Raw genomic sequence first — 22,216 nt, 5'->3', positions numbered from 1 at the left:
CGGCGGCGCCGGGCCGCCCGGCAGAACCCGTGGTCGGCGCGACCGGCCGCGGCGTCGTCCGCGCCGGCGCGGACACCGTGGGGTAAACCGTCCGAGCGCACCGAGCCGGTGGTTCCCGCTGTGGCGACGGAGGGTGACGCGCCTCCGCCCGTGGTATCGGCCGACGGGGATCAGAAGAGCGGCACCGAGGCGAAGAGCGGCGCCCAGGGGAAGGGCGGCGCCGCGGCGGAATCGGCGGATCGGGCTCCCCGGCCGGAGGCCGCGGCGCCGCTGGTGTCCGCGCCGGTTCGTGCGGACGAGGGCCCGCCACCGCGCGGATGAGCGGATCGGGCCGCCTCCGCATCCGCTCCGGCCGTGGGCTTCCCGCGTGCCGTCGGCTGTCCGCGGAGTGCGGTCGGGTTTCGATCGAAGAGTTTGGGTGCGGCGGCCGATGGCTCGCTGTTTCCACCGGCCGCCGCGGATGAGGTCATCAGGGATGAGGGAACTGGTGACCTGCGGCCAACTATAGCCCCATTTATCGTGCCGTTCAACAACGGCACTATTTTCAGGGGAGGGAATTTTGTCCGACTTCGGATCGCGGGTGGGTTGCCCGCTGTAGGCGTGGTGTGCCACCCGAAAGAACGCTCCGGCAATTCAATTCGCAGTCGATCAACGTTGCCGGGGAGGCGGCCGACGGGCTCTTCTCCGATGACTTTGTACACGGGTGTGGTACGAAATCGATGGTACTTTATCGCTGGATTACGGCTCGTTAGCTGGTGGAAGCCTACGGTGCGGAGATTTGTGGCATTAGTCCGTATTTTCGTCTGGGCCGGCTCGCTCCCGCGGCCGGGGTGCCGGATGCTCGCCCGGCGCCCTCGCGTTGCCGCCTCACTTCCCAGCGCCGGGAAATACCCGATGTCTACCGTCACCCCCGGGTGGCTTACCCTGCCAGCAGGCGAGGGTCGGCGGAAGGGAAGTCCGAGTTGTCAGCGGCCGAAGACGCGTTCTACACGGGCGTGCAGAGTTTGGGATTGGTCGCCGGTGGGGTGCGCAACGAAGAGCACGCACGCGCGGCGTTCACGGCGGCCACGGATATCGATCCGGATATGTGCGACGCATGGCTGGGACGAGCCATGGCGGGGGAGGTCACGTCCGAGGTCATCTACGGCGCGTACCGCTCCTCGCACAATCTGTACCGCGATCAGCAGCGGGCCGGCTTGTCGGACCGGGCACTGTGGTGTCAGGTCGAGATCGGTGTTTTCGGCCTGCGAGTGGCTATGGCCGATCGCGATCAGATCGCCATCGCGCAGGCCTGCGCGTATGCCGACGGGGGTGAATGGCAAGAAGCGTCCGCGATCCTGGACGAGGTGCGTGGAGACGATGTCGCCGATTTCGCCCGGATCGCCCTGTTCTACCGGACCGGGCGCTGGCCCGACGTGCTCACCGCGCGTGCCGCGAAAACGGTCCTCGAGGACGGCCTGCTCGATATCGCCGCCGAACTGATGGCCGCCAGCGCGCTGGCCCATCTCGGCAGGTTCGGGGAGGCGTTGCCGCGGGCGCAGCGGATCGTCGAGGACAGTCAGTCCGGGAGCCTGTCCTACATCTGGGCCGATGCCCACTACCTGCTCGGTATGATCCTGCGGCACAACGGCGACCACGATGCCGCCGACAAGATCCTCAAGGGTCTGCAGGGGTCGGGCCTGTGGCCCAACCGCCCGGACTGGCAGCAGGCGGTGCGGGACAAGAACTTCCGGCTCGAGGTCACCACGCCGGCGGTGATCGCCTCCCGGACCGATATCTGGGATCCCAAATCCGGTGACGATCCCGCCGAAGTGGCCGCGAACGCGGCCAAGGCCGAACGGGACGAACTTCTCGAAGAGGCATCCAAGCTGCTGCAATCGCAGATCGGTATGGATTCGGTCAAGGAACAGGTGGACCGGCTGAAATCCGGTGTGCTGATGGACCAGGTCCGGGCCAAACGCGGTCTCGCGGTCGACTCCCGATCCAACCACCTCATCTTCTCCGGGCCGCCCGGCACCGGTAAGACCACGATCGCGCGAGTTATCGCCAAGATCTTCGCCGGTCTCGGCGTGGTCGAGAACGCCGAGGTCATCGAGGCGTCACGCAACGATATGGTCGGTACCCATCTCGGCCACACCGCACCGAAGACCAATGCGCTGATCGACTCCGCGCTCGGTGGCGTGCTGTTCATCGACGAGGCCTACACCCTGATCCAGGAGGGTCTGTCCGGCGGCGACGCCTTCGGTAAGGAAGCGGTGGATACGCTGCTGGCCCGGATGGAGAACGATCGGAGCAAGCTGGTCGTCATCATCGCCGGCTACGAGGCCGAGATCGACAGGTTCCTGCAGTCGAACGAGGGTCTGTCGTCGCGTTTCACCAAACGCGTCCGGTTTCCGAGTTACGACCCGGACGAGCTGGTCCAGATCGCCGACCATATCGCCGGCAAGAAGGACTCGATCCTGTCGGACCAGGCCCGGGAGGTGCTGCGCGACCGGTGCACGATGATGTCGGAGCAGAGCAGGAACGGCCGCCGGCTCATCGACCTCGCCGGTAACGGTCGCTTCGTGCGCAATGTCGTGGAGGCCGCCGAGGCGGAACGGGATTTCCGGTTCACTCGCGACAATGTGGATATCGCCGCGCTCACCGACGAAGAACTGATGACCATCGACGCCTTCGATATCAGCACCGCGTTGCAGGGGTTGGCGCCGGTCGAAAAGTAGCGCCCGCCTCCCACCCGGCCGACTGTTCCCAATTCTGGGGAGTGGTCGGTCCGGGCGTGCGCGCTAGGTTGTGGCCGAGGTCGGCGGAAGGAACGTATACCGGTGGCACGCTTCCGGGTGGTGACCAAGCACCAGGTTTCGGGTTGGCGGTTTCTGCTACACCGGATCGAGCATGCCCTGGTCCGTCGCGATGCCTCCATGATCGATGACCCCTCCCGCGGCCGGTCCACCGCGCTGGCGGTCGGGGTCGCGCTGGCCTGTGTGGGCATTGCCGGAGCCGCGGTGCTGGCGTTCTTCAAACCGGCCAAACCGGTGGGGGACTCGCCGATCCTCGCGGAGAAGGACAGCGGTGCGCTGTATGTCAAGTTGGGTGACCGCCTGCACCCGGCCCTCAATCTGACCTCGGCCCGGCTGATCGTGGGACAGCCGGCCAAACCGGTGGAAGTGTCGCAGTCCGAACTCGCGAAATATCCGCGCGGCCCCTGGGTCGGCATACCCGGCGCGCCGGGACAGATCAACGACGAGGCGGAAAAGGATTCCGAATGGACGGTCTGTGATACCGCCCGGACCGGTGCCGCCGCGCCGGTCGACCAGGACACCGGCCTGCCGACCCTGTCGCGCTCGGCGGTGCTCACCACCGCCATCGCCGGGCCGCTCACCGTCGACGGCGACGCCGTTCACGAACTGAGCGGCCGCCAGGCCCGGCTGCTCCGCGGTGAGGACGCGACCTGGCTCGTCTACTCCGATCCGGAACAGGGCGTGGTACGCGCCGAGATCAATCTCGCCGATTCGCCGGTGATGCTGGCCCTAGGAATCGACAGTGGCGCACAGGTGGCCGCCGCGTCGCCCGGACTGCTGGGGGCGATACCCGAGGTCGCGCCGATCCGGGTTCCGGATGTTCCCGGCGCCGGCACGCCCACGACGCTGAAACCGGCACTCGACGCGGTGGTCGGGTCCATCGTCACAGTCGCGACGCCGAATCAGCCGGCCACGTATTACCTGGTGTCCAATTCCGGGCTGGTGCGAGTGACCGGCGTGCTTGCGTCCATTGTGCGCAACGCGAACTCACACGGTGCGGTCGCTACAACGACAATCGGGCCGGATGTGGCGGCGGCGAACCTACGTCCCGGCGATTGGCCGGGCACCGCGACCTACCCGGCCGAGTCGGTCGAAATTCTCGATCCGATTCGTGATCTGATCACTTGCTATCACTGGAAGCGCACGGGTACCGATCCGGATGCGCATACCCGGTTGCTCTTCGGCCGGCAGCTTCCACTCACGAAGCAGGAGCAGGGCCGCACCGTCGGCCTGGTCACTGCTCCCTACTCGGCCGGCACGACCGCGGACTATGCCTATCTGCCACGCACCACGGGAACATTCGTGCAGGTCACCGGCGCCGAACCCGGCTCACCGCTACGTGAATCGCTGTACTGGATATCCGACAGCGGTGTCCGCTACGGCATCGACGCGGATCTGAAGTCCGGCGGTGGGAAGGATCCGTCGCTCACCGCACTGGCGCTGCGTGACCCGGTCCCGGCGCCGTGGAGCATCGTCTCGCTGTTCGCCGTGGGCCCGGCGCTCTCGGTCGGCGACGCCATGATCCAACACGACGGGATACCACCCAATATGACGGGTGCGCAGATGACGGGGAACAAATGACCGCGACGCGCCGTTTCGTCCGCCCGGCCCGCATGGTGCGCGGGCCCAAGGCTCCCGCTGTCACCGAACTCCGGCTGCAGCCACCGACCGAGCTGCCCCGGCCGGTACCGATGTCCAAGATCAAGATGATCATGCCCGTGATCATGGTGTGCGCCATGGTCGGCATGATGGCGATGATGTTCTCCGGCGGCCGTGCCATGTCGCCGATGATGCTGATGTTCCCCATGATGATGATCGTGTCGATGTTCGGCATGCTCGGCGGCCAGCTCGGTGGTGGCGGCGGAACCAACAGCACCGCGGCGGGGTTGAACGAGGAACGCAAGGACTATCTGCGTTCGATCACCGACAACCGGAAAACGGTGCACGAGGCCGAGACCGAACTCTACAACTATCTCTCCTACACCCACCCCGGCCCGGCCGGGCTGGGTCGTCTCGTCGGCGGTAAGCGGATGTGGGAGGTGCAGGTAGCCAATCCGCAGTTCCTGCGCGTGCGGATGGGGCGGGGACGGATCGCGAATCAGGTCCGGGTCATCGTTCCGGAGGCGGCGCCCACCTCGGACCTCGACCCCGTCGGCGTGGTGGAGCTGACCCGGTTCGCGAAGGCCTATTCCACGGTGGGCGGGATGCCGGTGGCGATCAACCTGCTGTCGGCGCCGCTGGTCGGCCTCGACGGTGACGCCGACGCGGTGGCGGGTCTGATCCGGGCCATGGTGGCCGAGATCGTCGTCCTGCACGGGCCGGACCAGGTCGCGGTGGCGGCGGTGCTCAACGACCCGGACGACCCGCAGTGGGCCTGGTTGAAATGGCTGCCACACAGTCAGCATCCCGCGGAAACCGACGCTGTCGGATCGAGCCGGATGGTGTACCGGACGGTGGCCGAGCTGCGGACGAAGGTCCTCGCGGGACTCAACCGCGGCCCGTTCTCGGCGAACAACGAGCCGGCGCTGGACAAGTCGCATTACGTGCTGATCGTGGAATCCGGTGGCGCGAATACCGATCGTGATATCTCCGGAATCGACGGTTGCACCTGGTTGCGGCTCGGCGAGGCCGAGCAGTCGCTACCGCGGTCGCTGAAATTCAACGTGTCCGCGGACCGCACTCTCCAGGAACTGACCCCGCGTGGTAGCCGGCTGGTGGGTACTGCCGACAATATGTCCATCCCGCAGGTCACCGCGGTGGCGCGGACACTGTCCCCCTATCGGCTGTCCACCGTGGTGGAGGCGGTGGCCGCCGAGCAGGCCAGTGGTAGCACCTCGTGGGAAGACCTGGTCGGCATCTCCGACCCGGGCAATATCCGGGTGGACCGGCAGTGGCCGGTGCGCCGTGACGCCGACCGCAACCGGCTCAACATCCCATTCGGCCACGACCCCACCGGCCAGGTCGTGCACCTGGACATCAAGGAGTCCGCCGAGGAGGGTATGGGCCCGCACGGAATGTGTATCGGGGCCACCGGTTCCGGTAAATCGGAGTTCCTGCGCACCCTGGTGCTCTCCGCGATCGCCGAGCATTCCCCGGATGTGCTCAACCTGCTGCTCGTCGACTTCAAGGGCGGCGCGACCTTCCTCGGCTTCGATCGGCTCTCCCATGTGACCGCGGTCGTCACCAACATGGAGGAGGAGGCCGATCTCGTCACCCGTATGGAAGACGTGATCAACGGCGAGATGGCCCGCCGTCAGCGCATCCTGCGCGACGCGGGGAACTTCGCCAGCGTCGCCGACTACGAGAAGGCGCGGGAGCAGGGCGCCCGCCTGGAGCCGCTGCCCACCCTGATGATCATTCTCGACGAGTTCGCCGAACTGCTCGAGCAGCATCCGAGCTTTTCGAAGTTGTTCGTCGCGATCGGCCGTCTGGGCCGCTCGCTGCGGATCCACCTGCTGCTGTCCTCGCAGAAGGTGCCGGCCAACCGTATGGGTGAGCTGGAAGCGCATCTGTCCTACCGGATCGCGCTGCGCACCAACCAGACCAGCGACTCGCGTGACGCCATCGGCACCGCGGACGCGTACCACCTGCCGAAGAAACCGGGTTCCGGGTATCTACGGGTGGGCGCGGGCGATCTGCAGCGATTCCAAGCGGCTTATGTCGGTGGGCCGTATACCCCGCCCGCACAGGCTTCCAGTTCCAGTGCGCAGCGCGCCCGCCGGCCCGGCGGCGGGTACAAGCCGCCGCAACGGTTCACGGCCGCTTTCATCGCCGAAGCCCGCCCGGCGCCGGTGGCGGCGGCGGCTGTTCGCGCGCCCGAGCCGGAGGACACCGACAGCGAACCGGTGAGCGTGATGGAGACCGTGCTGCAGCAGTTCGCGCGGCACGGCCGCCCGGCCCACAAGATGTGGCTGCCGCCGCTGGGTGTCCCGCCCACGCTGGACAGGCTGACCGCCGGGGCCGAGCCCGGCACGCTCGTATTGCCGTGGGCGATCATCGACAAACCGCGCCAGCAGCGCCAGGACGTCTGGTCGGTGGATCTGTCCGGCGCGGGCGGCCACGTCGCGGTCGTGGGCGGTCCGCAATCCGGTAAATCCACCGCGCTGCAGACTCTCATCCTCTCGGCCGCACTGACCCATACGCCGGAACAAGCGCAGTTCTACTGCTTCGACTTCTCCGGCGGCCTGTCCGCGATGCGCGGGCTGCCGCATGTGGGCTCGGTGGCCTCGGCGCGCGATGTGGACCGGATCCGGCGGACCTTCGCGCTGATCCGCAATCTGATCGCATCCCGGCAGGCGCTGTTCGACCACCTCGGTATCGACTCCATGCGTGAATTCCGGCGGCGTCGCAACACCCCCGAGGGCTCGGCCGAGTTGTCGTCCTACGGCGACGAGCACGGCGATGTTTTCGTCGTCGTGGACGGCTGGGACATCGGATTCGCCCTCAACGGCCCGTACTACGACGAGTACATGCCCACCATGGAGACCGTCGCGCTGCAGGGGCTCAATTACGGGGTGCACCTGGTGATCAGCAGTTCCCGCTGGGCAGCGATCCGGCCCCAGCTCAAGGACCTGATCCAGACGCGCCTGGAGATGCGTCTCGGCGACCTCACCGATACCGTGTTCGGGGCCCACCGTGCCGTGGTGGCAGCGGTGCCGCCGAACCGTCCCGGCCGCTGTGTCTCGACCGACGCCCTCCATATGCTCACCGCGCTGCCGCGCACCGACGGCAACGGTGACGCGGAGACAGCGGCAGCGGGGCTGAGTGCGGCGATAACCCAGGTGAGCGAGACCTATGCGGGCAGGCAGGCGCCGGAGGTCCGGTTGCTGCCGGCCCAGGTGACGATGTCACAGATCCTGGCTCGGGTCCCGCAGCCCACGAATCTGGCCGAACGCCTGGCGGTTCCGTTCGGTGTCCGCGAATCCGATCTGGGACCGGCCGTCATCGACTTCGGCGTCTCCACTCATTTCGTGATCCTCGGTTCGACCGGTTGCGGAAAATCGACCGTACTGGGGGCGCTACTGGAATCCATCCGCACCCGGTTCACGAAGGATGAGGCCCGGGTGCTGCTGATCGACTACCGTCGCCAGCATATGGACGCGGTACCCGAAGAACAGTCGATCGGTTATCTGACCAGCGCCCGCGATGTGGTGGACAATCTGCCGTTCGTCGCGGAGAAGCTCCGTGCTCGCCGGGCCCCGGACGGGGTCACCTCCCAGCAGCTCAAAGAGCGGTCCTGGTGGAGTGGGCCGGAGATCTTCGTGGTGGTGGACGACTACCATATGGTCGCCCAGCGTGGGCAGATGAACCCGCTCGACCCGCTGCGCGACCTCATCGTCGACGGCCGCGACACCGGCTTCCACCTGATCGCCGCCCGCAATATCGCGCAGGCCGACTCGGCCATGTACGACACCGTCCTCGGCCAGGTGAAGAACCTGAACTCCTCGGGTTTGATCATGGACGGGACGAAGATGGACGGTATGCTCATCGGCGATGTGAAACCCACCAAACAGCCTGTGGGCCGGGGGATTCTGGTGGAGCCGCTGACCTCGACGAAGGATCTCGTACAGGCGGCCTGGATGCCGGAATGACCCTGGTCCGGTGGCCGTTCACTGGGACTCCCCATAAATGGGAATGGCCTAGCGTACTTCATGTACCGCTCTGTTGCGATGACCGGCAACGGGCACGGACGTTTATCGATCGGAGTTATCGATGATCCCCTTCGAAGTCAACCCTGGAGAGCTTCCGGCCATCGGCGCCGCGGTGAACGCCCAGGGCGCCAGTCTGGCCTCCTTCCTGCAATCGGTGGCGCCGTACACGGTGCCGGAACCCTCGGTTGCCTGTGCGCCGGGTTTCTACATGACGGCAGGTCTCGGCGTCGTCGACGTCGTGATGAACGCCTACCTCGCGGCCTGCAATGCCGAAAGCGGCCTCTTCGGGTCCAGTCTCGGCCCCGTCTCGGTGACCTTCGAGTCCACCGACGTCGCCGGCGGCGCGGGAGTGTCGGCGGTTGGAAATAGTATTGCGGGCCGGGTGTTCGGCGGCTGATCGGTAACCGGTCCGGAGCGGGGATGCTATGCCGTTCTTCGAATATTTCGCCCTGGAGCCGCTGCAGAATCGAGATCTGATCGATTCCGGGGCCGGTGCGGGACCACTGACCAATGCTTCACGCGCCTACTCGGCGATCGACAGCGCGCTCGAATCCACGGCGGCCAATACGGATGGCCTGATCAGGGATATGGGCGTCGCGTGGCCGCGCGGAGTGAGTTCCCAGCGTGCGCAGGCGGCATTCGGTAAGCACAACGAGTGGGTACGTCAGCAGGCGGGAAATGCGTCGAAGATCGCCAAGTTGGCCGATCAGGGGGCGAATCTGCACAACAGCGCCCTCGGGGCGATGCCGTCGCGGTTCGAGATCGAAGCCGCCATCGCGCAGTTGGCCGCCTCGGCTGCCCTGATGGCTTCATCCGGTACGGTCGCCTCCGCGGGGGCCGGTCCCGCGTCCGCCGCAGCCCTTTTGGTTTTCGCGGGCGCGAGCGCGTGGCACGCCATGGCGGAGCTCAACTACAACCGCCTCAAGATTCAGGCTGCCACGACGATGATGGGCTACGAAATCGGAGCCCTGGGCCTGCTCGTCGATCTGGTCGGGGTGGCGGGCTCGTTCACGCCGCCTCCGCCGATCGTCGTACCGAGCGCTGGTTCGCCCTCGCCGGTGGCGCACGACCCGGTGGCTCCGCTGCAGGACTTGATCACCAAGGGGCCCGACAGCTCGTACTACCCCGGGAACAAACCGACGACGACCACCGAGACCGGCCAGCACACCGGCAATGGGTCGGACTCGACGGGTGATCCTAATACGGGTGGTTCCGATTCGGGCACCGGTGGCGACGGGACGGATCCGGGACCGTCGGGTCCGGAGCAGCAGTCGCTCACCGATCCGCAGCAGGCGATCGGGTCCGAATCCGGCTTCGATTCCGGGTCCACCGGCTACGGCACGGAGTCGGCGTATTCGAGTCCGCTGCCGGGTGTTTCCTCGGAGTCCTCAACGCTGGCCGCGCTCGGTGGCGGTGGTGCGCTGGCCGGCTTCGGACTGGCTCGCGGAGGTATCGGTTCAATGGCCGGTGCGGCAACCGGGTTCCGGTTGCCGGGTAATTGGAACCCCGCCGCGGGCACTGCTTTCGGCGCATCCAATCCCGCCGCGTCCTCGGCCGCCCCGGCTCGCGGTGCGGCGCGGCGGGTGTCGGCGCCCACCGCGCGGATGCGGCGTCGCCGCCGGGAGGAGGAGAAGCGAACGGGGAAGGTCTTCACCCCGGGCGAGCAGTTCGAGGTCCCGGAGCTCGAGCGGCCACCGGTGATCGGCGTCATCGAATACGAGGACGACGAACCCGATACCGAACTGCTCGTGGACTCCTCACTCGTGGGAGTACTGGACCGGCTCGACGAAGAGAACGAGCCGGAGAATGGGTACAACGCCCGGTGAGTTGACCGGGTTCACCAAACATCGAAAGGGAGAACACCATGGCTGGTCAGTCGATAACACAGGCGAATCCGGACGACCTGGTCGCTATTGCCAAGAAGATGGACGGTCCGCTGCAGGGCCTGGAGACGAACCTCGGGCGGCTCACCAATATTCAGGGCATCCTCGAGGCCGCATTCAAGGGTAATGCCGGCCAGGCGGTCTACAACGCATTCGGCAACGTTCACTCGACCGGTACCGGGGTCGCGCAATACATGGAAAGTGTTATGGCGCAGATCGTCCAGGCGAGTTCGAAATTCGACCAGGATGACAGGGCTGCCCTGCAGGCGGTTCAGGCCTCGATGGGGGAGGCGGCCGACGGAACCTACAACTCGGGTGCTTCCGGCACCTGGAACAACGGAGCAGAGAATCTCGAAAGCACCGCGGGTCCCTCGAAAGCGAAGGTGGACTGGGCGTAACAGTACGCTCGCCTCGACCCGTCCATACCCCGGGTTCTCCCTCAATAATATTCGAAAGGTTTTATCACAATGAGCATGCCAATCTATACCGACAGGGGCGAGATCGAAACAGCTCTGACCCAGTCGAAGACTGTGGTGTCGGCGCTGCAGGACAGCTTGACCGAGCTGTCCCGGATGCGGGACGAGCTGATGGACAGCTTCCGGGGTTCGGGTGCCACGATCTACAAGGAAGTGGCCGACCAGCTGGGGGTGCGGCTCGACAAGTTCTCGGGCAGCATCACCGATCTCGACAAGTCGACGAACCAGGCCGCGACGTTGATCGGCGACGCGGACACCGCGGTCGCCGGTATGTTCCAGAACCTCCTCTGAGGCAGGTTTGACCGAACATACGCCGGTGGGCACAACATCGGCGGAGGTGGAATCCGGCGATCCGGTATCGGTGGATCTGAACGTCGATGCCGCCCTTGTCCTGAAGGACATGGTCGGCATCGACACTTATCCATTGGTTCTGGCGATCATGCCGAACATCTACCGAATCTCCGACCGCGACCGAGTCCGGGCGGTGGTCGCGGAGCAGCTCACCGCGGACGGAATCATCATCGATGGCGAGGTGGATCCGGTGGTCGCCGGTTGGCTGCGGTGCCTGAATCGCCCGGATACCGAACTGGCGATCCGCGTGCTGGACAACGGCCGCGGCGGAGAAACCCCGACCATGCTGCGTGCCTCGCTGGTCCGCAGCGGGGAGCAGCACGTCCTCGCCGTGCGCTGTGACGACGAGATCATCATCCAGTCGGTTTTCCACCAGGGCCGGCAGCTGGACACGCTCACCGCGGTACTGGAATCGATCCTCGGTGACTACCCGGCCCTCGATTTCGAACCGTTCACCCGCGCCGAAAGTGACCCGGCGGATTCCGAGCCGCCGCCCGAGGACGCGGACGGGGTACGAGCGGGCCTGCGTGAACTGGGCGCCTCCCCGCGGACCGCGAACGTGCTCACCCGAGCTCTGGGCGAGATCGTCCGCCAGACCGAAGTCCTCATGATGGAACATCGCGACGGCGGACCTGAAACACCCGACTTCACAATCTGTATGAACGTACTGGACACGTTTTCAGGGCGGTTCGTGATCACACCGAGCGTCACGTTGGACGGCCGGATCCGGTCGACCTTCCGGCCGGGCGACCACACTGCCCTGCGCGGTGGTATCAACACCCTGGCCGAGCTGCTGCCCGGCCGTAGCTGGTTCGATACCGCACGTACTGGTTGACGTTCCAGTGCTGGATGAGAGGACGGTGAGATGAACCGGGCACCGACAACGAACGGCGACGCGACCTCCGCGCTCGCCAAAGGCGGCTACGACGCCTACTTCGCACAGCTCGACGAACATCCCGGTGGTGGGGCGGCCGCGGCCGCCGGCCCTGCCGGCCCTCCTGGAATCTCATCGGCGGCCCCCGGGGCCGAGCCGACCACAGCACCGGAATCGGGGACCGATCACATGAGTTCGGCCGTACCGCACCCGCCGGTGCCCGGGCCGTCGACCGAACAGCCACCGGCCGGTGCCCCGCAGGCCGCGGTATCGCCGCCGCAGCCCACGGGACTCCCGCCCGCCGCGCCCGAGGCGCCGGCCGTGGACGACGGCGAACTCGCCGACCTGCGGCAGCGCGCGGCAACGGCGCATCAGCAGGCGGTGGCCGAGGAACAGCAGGCCATCGCGTCGACGGCAGCAGCAGGGCGCCGCGACGCCGCCCGCGGCCGGCGCCCCGGTCGCGTCGCCGGAACAGGGTGCGGCGGCATCGGGCACCTGGGCTTCGCCGTCGGCCGCGGAATCGCCGGCCGCGTCGCAGTCCTACACCGCGCCCACCCCATCCGGGCCGAGTAGCGGTTACTCGGCTGCCGGATACGCCGGACCGCAGCAGTCCTACACCGGCTACTCTCCGGCCTCGGGCACCTCGCCCGTGGCCGCGCAGCAGGCCGCCGACGCGTCCCGGGTACCGGATCGGATACATCGCCCGGCCTATGACGCCACCGGCCGTATCGAGGTGCTGCCGCCCGCCCTGGCCTCCGCGGAACTACTCGCCGAGATCGCGGCGGTACGCCAGGCGCATCTGCGTTCGAACAAGGGTGTCCGTGGCGCGCTGAACAAGGTCGGTTTCAACCTCGGCCTCTCACCGGCCGAACAGGAGGCCGAGAACCGGCGCACCCGGATCCGCCGTCAACTCACCGCGCCGTACCAGATCGCGGTGGTGAGTGTGAAGGGCGGCGTCGGCCGGACCACGACCGCTGCCGGGCTCGGATCCACCTTCGCCAAGCTGCGGCCGGACCGGGTGATCGCCATCGACGCGAACCCCGATTTCGGTGATCTGTCCAGCCGGACCACCCGTCACCAGTTCGGTCTCACCCTGCGCGACCTCGCGCAGGCCGGGGGTCGCCTGGACTCGTTCTCGGCCGTGCATTCCTACACGGCGGTCAATGCGGCCGACCTCGCGGTGGTGGCGTCGCCCTGGAGTACGGACGCGGGGGAGGCGTTGACCGGTACCGAGTATCAGGCCGGTGTGGAAATCCTGCGTCGCCATTACAATCTGCTCGTGGTCGACTGTGGAACCGGTGTGCTCGATTCGTCGACCAACACCGTGCTGCGTACCAGCGACGCGGTGGTGGTCGTGACACCCGCGACCGTGGGCGGGGTGACCGGAGCCGTCGCGACCCTGAACTGGTTGAGTTCGCACGGGTTCGATCATCTGATCGCGGCCTCCATGGTGGCCATCGTGCGGCAACATCCCGTGAAGCCCACCGTGGACATCGAGGCCATCGAGAAGCTGTTCGCCTCGGCGCAACGGCCCACCGTTCAGATCCCGTTCGATCCCCATCTCGCCGAAGGCGGCGAGATCGATCTGCGCATGTTGGACAAGGAGACGGCGCTGGCCTTCGAGAACCTGGCGGCCGGCCTGGCCGACGACTTCCCCGGTTATGTCGCCGAGCCCTCCGGCGGCGACCGCGGAGGTATGCGGTGACGTCTGTGCAGACGGCGCCGGCGGCTCCGTCCGGCGATGCCGCACCTGCGGAGGTGGCGCGGGCGCGCATCGCCGTCATGGTCGCCACCTATCAGGTGGATGTGGTGGTGCCGACCAAGTTCACCGTCGAGACCTTCATCGACGACCTCGTCGCGGTACTCGCCAATGCGATCGGTGACGAGGAGGTCGACTTCACTCCGCCGCACGGCCAGTGGAGTCTCGCGCGGCCGGGCGAACCGCCGATTCCGCGCTGGCGCAGCCTCGGTGACCACGACATCGTCGACGGAACGGTGCTCATGCTGGCACCGGTCGAGTCGTCGGAGGTCTTCACCCCGGTGGTCGAGGACATCACCGACGCGCTGGCGCTCATCAACGAACGCGAGTTCGCCGAGTTCGATGCCGAGACCGCCGCGATCGTGGGGTTGGGCGTCTTCGGTGCGGGAGCGGTCGGGCTCGCGGCGATGCTGTCCTGGGCATGGACCCAGTCCGGTTCACTGCTGTGGTGCGGCTTGCCCGCGCTGCTGCTCGGCGCGCTGTGCTGGGCGGCGGCGGTCGCCATTCGCGGGAGCGGCGCCGCCCGCCGGATCTCACTCGGCGCGGGTCTGGCCGCGATCCCGCTGCTCTTCGCGGGTAGCGCCATGCTGGTTCCGCCCGCCTACGGTGAGCCCGGGCCGTTCGCGCCGGCCAATATCGTGGCCGGCGCGGTGGTCACCGCGGTGGCCGCCATGGCGATGATGCGGTTGACCGGCAGTGGTATCGCCACCCTGATGAGCATTGCCGTACTCGGCATCGTGGTGACCGTTGTGGTGCTGCCGCTGGCCTACTTCGACCTGGTGACCCGTCAGGTGGCGGGCGCCGCGGTCTTCGTCGGGCTGATACTGCTCACCACGGCGCCACGGATCGCGGTGGTCATCGCCAAGATCCGGCCCCCGGACCTGCCCGACCCGGGTAACGAGGTGAACCCGGCCACCCTGACCGATATCTTCGACGCGGAGACCCACCGCGATGTGGAGCAGGACGCCGCGGACGCCGCGGCCGCGGAACAGTCGCGGCGCGCCGCGGAAGCGGGAATCGAGAGTCGGGCACGGCTGGCGGTCACCAGCCTGCGGGGGCTCATCGTGGCCGTTTCCGGGTTGCTGTCGGTGGCCACGGTGATCTGCGCGGCGGTCAGCCCGGGCGGAATCCGGGAGATCGTGATGGCCGCCGCGGTGGCGGGGATTCTGGCCATGCGGTCGCGGTGGTACCCCGACCGTGTCCAGGCGATCGCATTGGTGCTCGGCTCCGCGGTCACCGTGCTCGGTGTGGCGGCCGTACTCGTGAGCGCGTACGAAACATCGTTGGCGCGGCTCACCGTCGTGCTGGTGGTGGCGTTGATCGCGTGTGGCGCGCTGGCCGCGGCACTGCGCCTGCCCGGCAAACGGTTGACACCGGTCACCCGCCGGATCACCGACCTCATCGAATACGGGCTGATCCTCGTGGTACCGGTGATCGCCTTCTGGATCATGGGCGTGTACACCGCCATGCGAGGGATCTGATGGCCCTTCGCCTGAACAGGGCCGCCGCGGCGGCCCTGGCCGCTGTTGTGCTGGGCGCCACCGCCGCGCCGGCGGCTGCCCTGGTACCACCGGAAGTGGTGGTCGGCGTCGCACCGCCGGACGGTCCGCCGGCCCCGGAAGTGCCGACGAAGCAGGACAGCGGTTGCCTGGCGACCGGTGTCCTGAAGGACACCGATATCTCCCGGACCCCGCCGTCGGAACTGGCCTTGAATCTGGCCGACGCCCGGACCCTGAGCCGGGGGCTGGGCGTCACGGTCGCCGTTGTGGATACCGGCGTAGCACCGCATCCGCGGCTGCCCAACGTGGTGGCCGGCGGAGACTACGTCGCGGCCGGCGGCGACGGGCTGCAGGATTGCGACGCGCACGGCACCTTGATCGCCGGAATCATCGGGGGTACGGCCGATCCCGCGGACGGGTTCACCGGCGTGGCGCCCGACGCGCGAATCATATCCATCCGCTATCGGTCCGCGGCGTTCCGTATCGATCGCGGTATGGCCGATCAACGGGAGCGACTGGCGCTTGAAGTGCGCACGCTGTCGCGCGCGATCACCCACGCCGCGAATCTGGGCGCGGGCATCATCGCGGTCCCGCTGCCCATATGCCTGGCGGTGGATTCGGGTGTCGATCTGGGTGTCTTGGCCGAGGCGGTCGGCTATGCCGTGCACACCCGCGGATCGCTCATCGTGGCCGGTGCCGGCAATGCCGAGGCCATGGGCTGTTCCCAGAATCCGGGCTTCGATCCCGGGCGGCCCGGTGATCCGAGAAACTGGAAGTACGTCAAGACGGCCTCGCTGCCAGGGGTTTTCAGCGAGTCCGTGCTCACTGTGGGGTACACGACCGCGTACGGCGGGGTCACCGACAAGTCGCTGATGGGCCCCTGGGTGTCCGTCGCCGCGCCCGGGACCGGGATCGAATCGCTGGGGCCGGGCTCGACCGGTCTGATCAACGGCGTCGGCCCGCCCGACAAACTCGGCCCGGTCGGCGGTTCCTCCTTCGCCGCGGCGTATACCGCCGGTGTCGCGGCGCTGGTGCGCTCGCGGTATCCGAACGAATCCCCCGCGCAGATCACCGCCCGGCTCACCGCGAGCGCGCACGCCCCGGCCCGCGGTATCGACAACACGGTGGGCGCCGGGATGATCGATCCGGTGGCGGCACTGAGCTACCGGACGCCGCCGGAACCTCCGGCGGGCCTGTTCCAGGCCGGTCCTCTGGAATTGCCGCCACCGACCAGGCCCGCGGACGCCAAACCCGGTATCACCGCGGCGATCGTGATCATCGCGGCGGTGCTGATCGGCGCGGCGACAACCTACGGTGTGAACTCGTGGCGGAGGCAGCGGCAGTGACGATTACCGCGGAACGGGCCGTACGTACCCCGGACCGCCGGGTCGCCGGGGTGGAACGCGGCCCCTTCGCAGTGATGGCGATCGGAGGCAGTGTGGTGATGGCCGGATTGTCCTCGTCCCTACCGCTGTGGGGCGCCGCCTCGATCGTCGCCGGATTGCTGCTGACGGTTGTCGTACGGATCCGGGGCCGGACACCCGTGCGGTGGTTCCTGGATTGGCTCGACTTCCGGACCGGCAGATCGGGCCGGGCAGTGCTGCTCACCGCGCCGCTTCCGGTGCGCGATATCGATGTCGCCGCCGGCGTGTGCGGAATCGCGGAGGACGGCGACGTGCTGGTCGCCATGATCCAGCTGGCGCCGAACCTGGACCTGCCGACGGTGATCGCCGAACAGACCATCTACACCGAGGACACCGTCTCGGTGGAGAGCCTGCTACCGATGCTCGACCATTACGGCATCGGGATCGATATCGATATCGTGACCACCGGTCAACGGGTGCGGGCCGCCGGCAGCTACAGCATGCTCTACGACCAGCTGATCGGGTCCCATCCGGTGGTCGGGAACCGGCTGACCTGGCTGGTTCTCCGGCTGGATCAGGAACGTAATCTGCGGGCGCTGGCCAAACGTGGACCCTGCGCGGTGGTGGCGCCGCGAACCCTGGCCACCGCGGCGCACCGGATCGCCGGCCGGTTGCGGGAGCGGGGGGTCGCGGCCCATCCGCTTCCGGCGGCGGCCCTGCTGGATGCGACCCGCCTGCTGCACGCCGGTGTCGAACTCGGAGACCTGACCGAACAGTGGGACCGGATGAAGACCTCGGTACCCGGGCGATTCGTCACGAGTTTCGGAATCGACTGGACCCAGCTCGACGATTCCGGTCTGGACGATTGCTGGACCTGGAACAGCGGACGCACCACGCTGGTGGTCAGCCTTTCCGGGACGGACCGGCCCCGGGCCGTCGTCCGCTATATCGGCCCGGCCATGACCGAAGCGCTGCCGGACTACCTGCGCCGATTGCCCGGCCGGCAGTCGGTGGCGCTGCGTTCGACGCTGCCGACCGGAGTCTCGTTGCGCGAGCTGACCCGGGACGAGCACACCGTCGACGAGGCGCCCGAGGAACTGAGCGCCGGGCTCGCCGTCCCGATCGGGCCCAACGGTCAGATTCTGGGCGCGATCAGCGGCCAGACGCGCCATCAGCTCGCCATGCCACTCTACGATCCCGCCCCCTACAACCCGCGTCGCCGGACGGTCGACGTGCAGGCGATGCTGCCCGTCGCGCAGCAGCTGGTGCTGCGCGCGACCGTGGTCGGTGCCGATATCGAGGTCCACACCAGCCGGCCGCAGCGCTGGCAGCACCTGGTGAGCGCGGTCGGTGACGCCAGATCGCTGCGGCTGGTCGAGGCGGGTGAGGAGGAGCAGCCGGGTGTCGGCGCCACCATCACGGTCTTCGACCAACTGCCGCCGCAGGCCTCCGCGGCGCCGACCACCGTTTCGATCAGCGATCCGGGCAGCCCGCGTCGCGGTTCGGTGGACCTGTCGATCGAACAGGTCGGGGAAGCTCAGCTGGATGTACGGATCCCGATGCGCACCGTCCGGGTGAACCTGGTCGAACCACGCGGCGAAACCCGCTATTTCGACCACAGTGATCGACCGCCGACGGTGGCACCGCCGTCCGGTAATTCCGAACGGACCGTCCCCGTGACCCGACCTCAGGGATATCCGGCCCGGTGAGTAGGACAGAGCAGGTAATCTCGATGACCGTGGTAGCGGATCCCGAATTCGACAACGGCAGATTCGACAACGCGGACGGCGCGCAAGAGCAGACACCACGGCAGGCCGCCGCGGCAATCTTCTCCAGCCGGCTGTCGGAACTGATCGCCGAATCTGTCGTGTCCACCGAAGACGGCTCGACCCGTGGGCTGACCTTGTATTCGCTTGCCCAGCACCTGGAACTCGCGTACCCGGACGTACCGGTTTCGCAGTCCGGTCTGTACCGGTTGATCCACGGTGACGCCATCCCGCGACTCGATCTGATCATCGCGCTGGCCCGGGTGTTCGATGTACCGCCCGAGTACTTCGTGACGGCAGAGAAGACCCGCTGAGCCGGAGCGCGGCGGAGGCCGCGCGGCAGGTCCGGGGAGTCCGGTCGGGCTCCCAGTGGTGGGAATGATCGCATCGCCGGCGGGTCCCCAGCCGATACCATTCCGGCTATGCCCGATGCGGATTCCGGAGACGTATTTCTCCGCAATCGAGGTGCGATTCTGGATGCGCTTCTGGCGGATCCGGCTTTCGGGCTCACGGGGAACGTGCCCGACGAGGAGTCCCCCGCACCCGAAGCGGAGCCGACCCCCGGCCCGGCGGCTTCCGAAATCGCCTTCGACGAGTCACTACTCGCCTCCCCGCCTCCGGTGCCCCCGGCGCCCCGGGTACGTGAGACGTCGGCCGATATCGACGAGACTCCGCCGCCGGTAAGTGTCCGCTCGCCCGCGGCCGAACCCGATTCCGGATCCGCGGCATCGCGGCCGCGTCGCTCCACGGCCGGACCTTCGGCGAGTGAGCGGATCAACGCCCTGCTCAGTGGGCAGATGCCCGATACGCGGGGATCGTCGTTCGCGTCGGACAATGCCGAGCGAGTGGCGGACCGGCTGAACTCGACGGCTCCGCCCGAGGCCGAGGCCGAGCAGGCGACGGCGCCGGAAACCGCCCGTCCCGAACGCCAGTCCCCGCAGGAAATGGCCCGTGAGGTCGCCGACCAGCTGCGCAAACCACGGGTAGCGCTGGCGGTCGCGGCGGTGGTCGCGCTGGTGATCGTGCTGCTGCTGGTGGTGACGGGGGGCAAGGAAGAGGCGGACACCAAGCCGCTGGCCGTCACTCCGGCACCCACCCAGCCGCTGCCCCAGACAACCACGGAGGCCACCGGCGGCAGTATCGAACCGGAGTCGGCGGAGTCGAAATGCCCGTCCGGTGGCACCGACGGTATGGACGCTTTCTCCGGCGAACCGGACAAGGCCTGGTCGTGCCCCCGTGCGTACAAGATCGACGGGCAGGTGCTGCGGATCGATCTGGGCAAGAAGTACGAGATCGATTCGATCGCCATCGTGCCCGGCTGGGATCACGTGGGCACCGACGGCACCGATCAATGGACGAAATTCCGCACGGTCAGTCGTGTCTCCTACCAGTTGAACGACGAGGACAAGACCACATATACCCAGGAGACGCTGGACCAGCGGTCGCTGGTGGTGACACAGCTCGAGCCGCCGATCGAAGCGTCGGAGATCACGCTCACCGTACTGAAATCCAGTGGCGACAGCTCGGCCAACACCGTGGCCATCTCCTCGATCGTGATCACCGGGCAGTGAGGCCGATCGTGGAAGACGGAGCGGTGCGATGACGGTGCGGTGCCAGTACTGTGGGCATTCCGCGGTCACCGGGGTCTCGGCATGCGCGAATTGCGGTGCGCCGCTGCCCGGACCGATCGGGCACGACGGTCCCGTGGCGCCGACGGCTCATCACGGTGCGGCCCCCGGTCACCTCGCCGAGTTGAGCGGCCGGGCCGGAGCGCTGGGGGCGCCGGAAAAGTACGGGCACCACAGCGCATCCGGGATGCCCGCACCGGAGCACCGCGATTCCGAGCACCACGGTCACGGGCACGACCGACACCATCACGGTGTGCTCGGATTCGTCCGTTCCCATCTGGTCGATGAAGCGGAAACCGTTGTCCACAAGCACCATCCGAAATGGCAATGGCGCGCGGCCGGCGGGGTAGCGGTGGCGGTGCTGCTGGTGCTCGCTTTCCTGATGGTGAAATCCTGCACTCTGACGGGTCCGCCGCTCACCGGGCCGGCCGGTTTCGGCCCGGGTGGCCCCGTGGCGGCGACCGACGCGGTCTCCGCGCTACCCGCCCCCTTGCGGTCCGCATCGTGCCGGCCGCACGACCAGACCGACGGTGTGCAGAGCTGTGTACTCGACGCCGGGAGCCCGTTGCTGATGGGGGAGATCACCGGGGGCCGGCAGTTGGCGTTCCAGGTGCAGACCGCCGCACCCGCTGCGCTCGCTCAGGCGATCGCGCAGTGGCGGTCGGCCGCCGGCACGGTGGTCACCGACGGTGAGGTATTCGCGGCGATCAGTTCCTCGGCGGCGATCTGGTACGCGGATACGCAGTCGGGCCTGCGGGTGGATACCGGCGCGTTCACCGACAGCGCCGGCGCGCGTACCTTTCTGATCCGGTCGGGGCTGCTGCATCCGTAGCCTGTGGGCCATCCATGGGCCGTACCGTGGCAAACATCTCATCGGTGTGCTTTCTTCCCGGCGCGCCCGATCCGGTGACGGTTTACACACGCGTAACGTACCGCTATACAACGGCACATTAAACGCGTAGAGTGCCAGGTGAAGTTAGTTCGAAACCGAAGCGGAAAGGCGCGGATCACGGTGACGACAATGCAGGACACAGTTTCGCCGATGCGATTCCGGATTGATCCGGACGAACTGGGGTCGGCGCGTTTCCGGACCGCGCTGTACCGCACGGCCGAAGCGCCGCCGGGGGAGTGGCGATTCACGCTCTACGCCGCGGGTGAGGGCGTTTCGCTGAGCCGGGTGCTGCCGGTGTTGCACAGCCTCGGTGTCGAGGTCGTGGACGAGCGGCCCTATCAGCTGGAATCCGACAACGATCGTTCGGACTGGATCTACGATTTCCGCTTACGTGTGGTCTCGGCGGTGCTAAGGACGCAGCTGGACCCCGAACTGGAGGCCGATCTCGGTCAGTCCGAAAACCCGGCCACCCAGGGGATCGCCCAGCGATTCACCGCGGCATTCGAAGCCATGTGGTTCGGTGTCGCCGAGGTCGATACGCTCAACGAATTGATTCTGCGGGCTGGGCTGCACTGGCGTCAGGTCGTGGTGCTGCGGGCGTACGCGAAATATCTGAAGCAGGCCGGATTCTCCTACGGTGCCGCCGGTATCACCCGGGTGCTGTTGGCCAACCCGGACATGTCCCGCGGTTTCGTGCGCCTGTTCGAAGCGTATTTCGATCCCGACGGCGACGCCGACTCGGCCACGGGTATCGCGGAATGGCTGGAAGCCGAGATCGATGCGGTGGTCAGCCTGGATACCGACCGGGTGCTGCGTGCGGTGCTCAATGTGGTCACCGCGACCCTGCGCACCAATTATTTCCGTCGCGACGACGAGGGTGAACCGCCCGCGCACCTTTCACTCAAGTTCGATCCGCAGGCGATCACCCTGCTGCCGCAGCCGCGGCCGAAGTACGAGATCTTCGTGTATTCGCCGCGGGTGGAGGGTGTGCATCTGCGGTTCGGTGCGGTGGCGCGTGGTGGTTTGCGGTGGTCGGATCGGCTGGAGGATTTCCGGACCGAGATTCTGGGTCTGGTGAAGGCGCAGGCGGTGAAGAACGCGGTGATCGTGCCGGTGGGTGCGAAGGGTGGTTTCGTGGTGAAACGCCCGCCGGCCGCCACCGGCGACGCCGCCGCCGACCGGCAGGCGCTGTTCGCCGAGGGCGTGTCCTGCTACCGGACCTTCATCTCCGGCCTGCTCGACCTGACCGACAATGTCGAGCACGGCACCGGAACC

The 22,216-nt window shown here is 67.5% G+C and carries 18 protein-coding genes; all 18 read left to right on the top strand.

The window, feature by feature from the left end; genetic code table 11:
* Positions 1-321: hypothetical protein (locus ON38_RS37170; protein WP_039827811.1), on the top strand; the 321-nt coding region annotated here is incomplete at its 5' end.
* Between the two features lie 641 nt (positions 322-962).
* On the top strand, positions 963-2,720 hold the full coding sequence (gene eccA, locus ON38_RS26830) for a type VII secretion AAA-ATPase EccA (protein WP_039827810.1): 1,758 nt from the start codon (positions 963-965) through the stop codon (positions 2,718-2,720).
* A gap of 102 nt (positions 2,721-2,822) precedes the next feature.
* The gene (gene eccB, locus ON38_RS26825) at positions 2,823-4,379 is read left to right on the top strand and encodes a type VII secretion protein EccB (RefSeq protein WP_039827809.1); all 1,557 of its coding nucleotides are present in this window, start codon (positions 2,823-2,825) and stop codon (positions 4,377-4,379) included.
* On the top strand, positions 4,376-8,389 hold the full coding sequence (gene eccCa, locus ON38_RS26820; protein WP_051165218.1) for a type VII secretion protein EccCa: 4,014 nt from the start codon (positions 4,376-4,378) through the stop codon (positions 8,387-8,389). Before eccB ends, eccCa begins: the two co-directional genes overlap by 4 nt.
* A gap of 121 nt (positions 8,390-8,510) precedes the next feature.
* Entirely contained in the window at positions 8,511-8,846 is a 336-nt protein-coding gene (locus ON38_RS26815; protein ID WP_039827807.1) for a hypothetical protein, read from the top strand.
* Positions 8,847-8,874: 28 nt separating this feature from the next.
* Entirely contained in the window at positions 8,875-10,275 is a 1,401-nt protein-coding gene (locus ON38_RS26810; protein ID WP_039827806.1) for a PPE domain-containing protein, read from the top strand.
* A gap of 38 nt (positions 10,276-10,313) precedes the next feature.
* Positions 10,314-10,730, top strand: a complete 417-nt coding sequence (locus tag ON38_RS26805) for a WXG100 family type VII secretion target (RefSeq protein ID WP_039827805.1) — start codon at positions 10,314-10,316, stop codon at positions 10,728-10,730.
* A 75-nt stretch (positions 10,731-10,805) separates the two neighbouring features.
* On the top strand, positions 10,806-11,099 hold the full coding sequence (locus ON38_RS26800) for a WXG100 family type VII secretion target (protein WP_157181927.1): 294 nt from the start codon (positions 10,806-10,808) through the stop codon (positions 11,097-11,099).
* Between the two features lie 25 nt (positions 11,100-11,124).
* Positions 11,125-11,994, top strand: coding sequence for an ESX secretion-associated protein EspG (locus ON38_RS26795; protein ID WP_245564229.1), 870 nt, complete (start codon positions 11,125-11,127; stop codon positions 11,992-11,994).
* A gap of 30 nt (positions 11,995-12,024) precedes the next feature.
* A complete protein-coding gene (locus tag ON38_RS26790) occupies positions 12,025-12,606 on the top strand; it encodes a hypothetical protein (RefSeq protein ID WP_039827802.1) in 582 nt (193 codons plus the stop codon).
* A 76-nt stretch (positions 12,607-12,682) separates the two neighbouring features.
* The gene (locus ON38_RS26785) at positions 12,683-13,738 is read left to right on the top strand and encodes a CpaE/TadZ family protein (protein ID WP_051165217.1); all 1,056 of its coding nucleotides are present in this window, start codon (positions 12,683-12,685) and stop codon (positions 13,736-13,738) included.
* The gene (gene eccD, locus ON38_RS26780) at positions 13,735-15,273 is read left to right on the top strand and encodes a type VII secretion integral membrane protein EccD (protein WP_039827801.1); all 1,539 of its coding nucleotides are present in this window, start codon (positions 13,735-13,737) and stop codon (positions 15,271-15,273) included. Before ON38_RS26785 ends, eccD begins: the two co-directional genes overlap by 4 nt.
* Positions 15,273-16,637 (top strand): type VII secretion-associated serine protease mycosin, encoded by a 1,365-nt coding sequence (gene mycP, locus ON38_RS26775; RefSeq protein WP_051165216.1) that lies wholly within the window; start codon positions 15,273-15,275, stop codon positions 16,635-16,637. The genes eccD and mycP overlap by 1 nt, the downstream gene beginning before the upstream one ends.
* Positions 16,634-18,364 carry a type VII secretion protein EccE gene (gene eccE / locus ON38_RS26770; RefSeq protein WP_245564227.1) on the top strand — a complete coding sequence of 577 codons (1,731 nt, stop codon included), beginning with the start codon at positions 16,634-16,636 and terminating at the stop codon, positions 18,362-18,364. The genes mycP and eccE overlap by 4 nt, the downstream gene beginning before the upstream one ends.
* Positions 18,365-18,387: 23 nt before the next feature.
* Positions 18,388-18,735, top strand: a complete 348-nt coding sequence (locus ON38_RS26765; protein WP_039827800.1) for a helix-turn-helix domain-containing protein — start codon at positions 18,388-18,390, stop codon at positions 18,733-18,735.
* A 108-nt stretch (positions 18,736-18,843) separates the two neighbouring features.
* Entirely contained in the window at positions 18,844-19,992 is a 1,149-nt protein-coding gene (locus tag ON38_RS26760) for a discoidin domain-containing protein (RefSeq protein WP_039827799.1), read from the top strand.
* A 28-nt stretch (positions 19,993-20,020) separates the two neighbouring features.
* Positions 20,021-20,881, top strand: a complete 861-nt coding sequence (locus tag ON38_RS26755; protein WP_039827798.1) for a zinc ribbon domain-containing protein — start codon at positions 20,021-20,023, stop codon at positions 20,879-20,881.
* Positions 20,882-21,103: 222 nt separating this feature from the next.
* Positions 21,104-22,216, top strand: a 1,113-nt coding sequence (locus tag ON38_RS26750; protein ID WP_373281253.1) for an NAD-glutamate dehydrogenase domain-containing protein, incomplete at its 3' end; no start/stop codon positions are given.

Source organism: Nocardia testacea NBRC 100365, assembly GCF_000308775.1.
In the GTDB taxonomy this organism is placed as follows: domain Bacteria; phylum Actinomycetota; class Actinomycetes; order Mycobacteriales; family Mycobacteriaceae; genus Nocardia; species Nocardia testacea.
The sequence above is the reverse complement of the archived record's forward strand: the minus strand, read 5'-3'. Positions and strand labels throughout refer to the sequence as shown.

Coding starts and splice junctions, on each gene's coding strand:
- eccCa (WP_051165218.1), top strand. CDS start 4,376: ATGACCGCGACGCGCCGTTTCGTCCGCCCGGCCCGCATGGTGCGCGGG.
- ON38_RS26815 (WP_039827807.1), top strand. CDS start 8,511: ATGATCCCCTTCGAAGTCAACCCTGGAGAGCTTCCGGCCATCGGCGCC.
- ON38_RS26810 (WP_039827806.1), top strand. CDS start 8,875: ATGCCGTTCTTCGAATATTTCGCCCTGGAGCCGCTGCAGAATCGAGAT.
- ON38_RS26805 (WP_039827805.1), top strand. CDS start 10,314: ATGGCTGGTCAGTCGATAACACAGGCGAATCCGGACGACCTGGTCGCT.
- ON38_RS26800 (WP_157181927.1), top strand. CDS start 10,806: ATGCCAATCTATACCGACAGGGGCGAGATCGAAACAGCTCTGACCCAG.
- ON38_RS26790 (WP_039827802.1), top strand. CDS start 12,025: ATGAACCGGGCACCGACAACGAACGGCGACGCGACCTCCGCGCTCGCC.
- mycP (WP_051165216.1), top strand. CDS start 15,273: ATGGCCCTTCGCCTGAACAGGGCCGCCGCGGCGGCCCTGGCCGCTGTT.
- ON38_RS26765 (WP_039827800.1), top strand. CDS start 18,388: ATGACCGTGGTAGCGGATCCCGAATTCGACAACGGCAGATTCGACAAC.
- ON38_RS26760 (WP_039827799.1), top strand. CDS start 18,844: ATGCCCGATGCGGATTCCGGAGACGTATTTCTCCGCAATCGAGGTGCG.
- ON38_RS26755 (WP_039827798.1), top strand. CDS start 20,021: ATGACGGTGCGGTGCCAGTACTGTGGGCATTCCGCGGTCACCGGGGTC.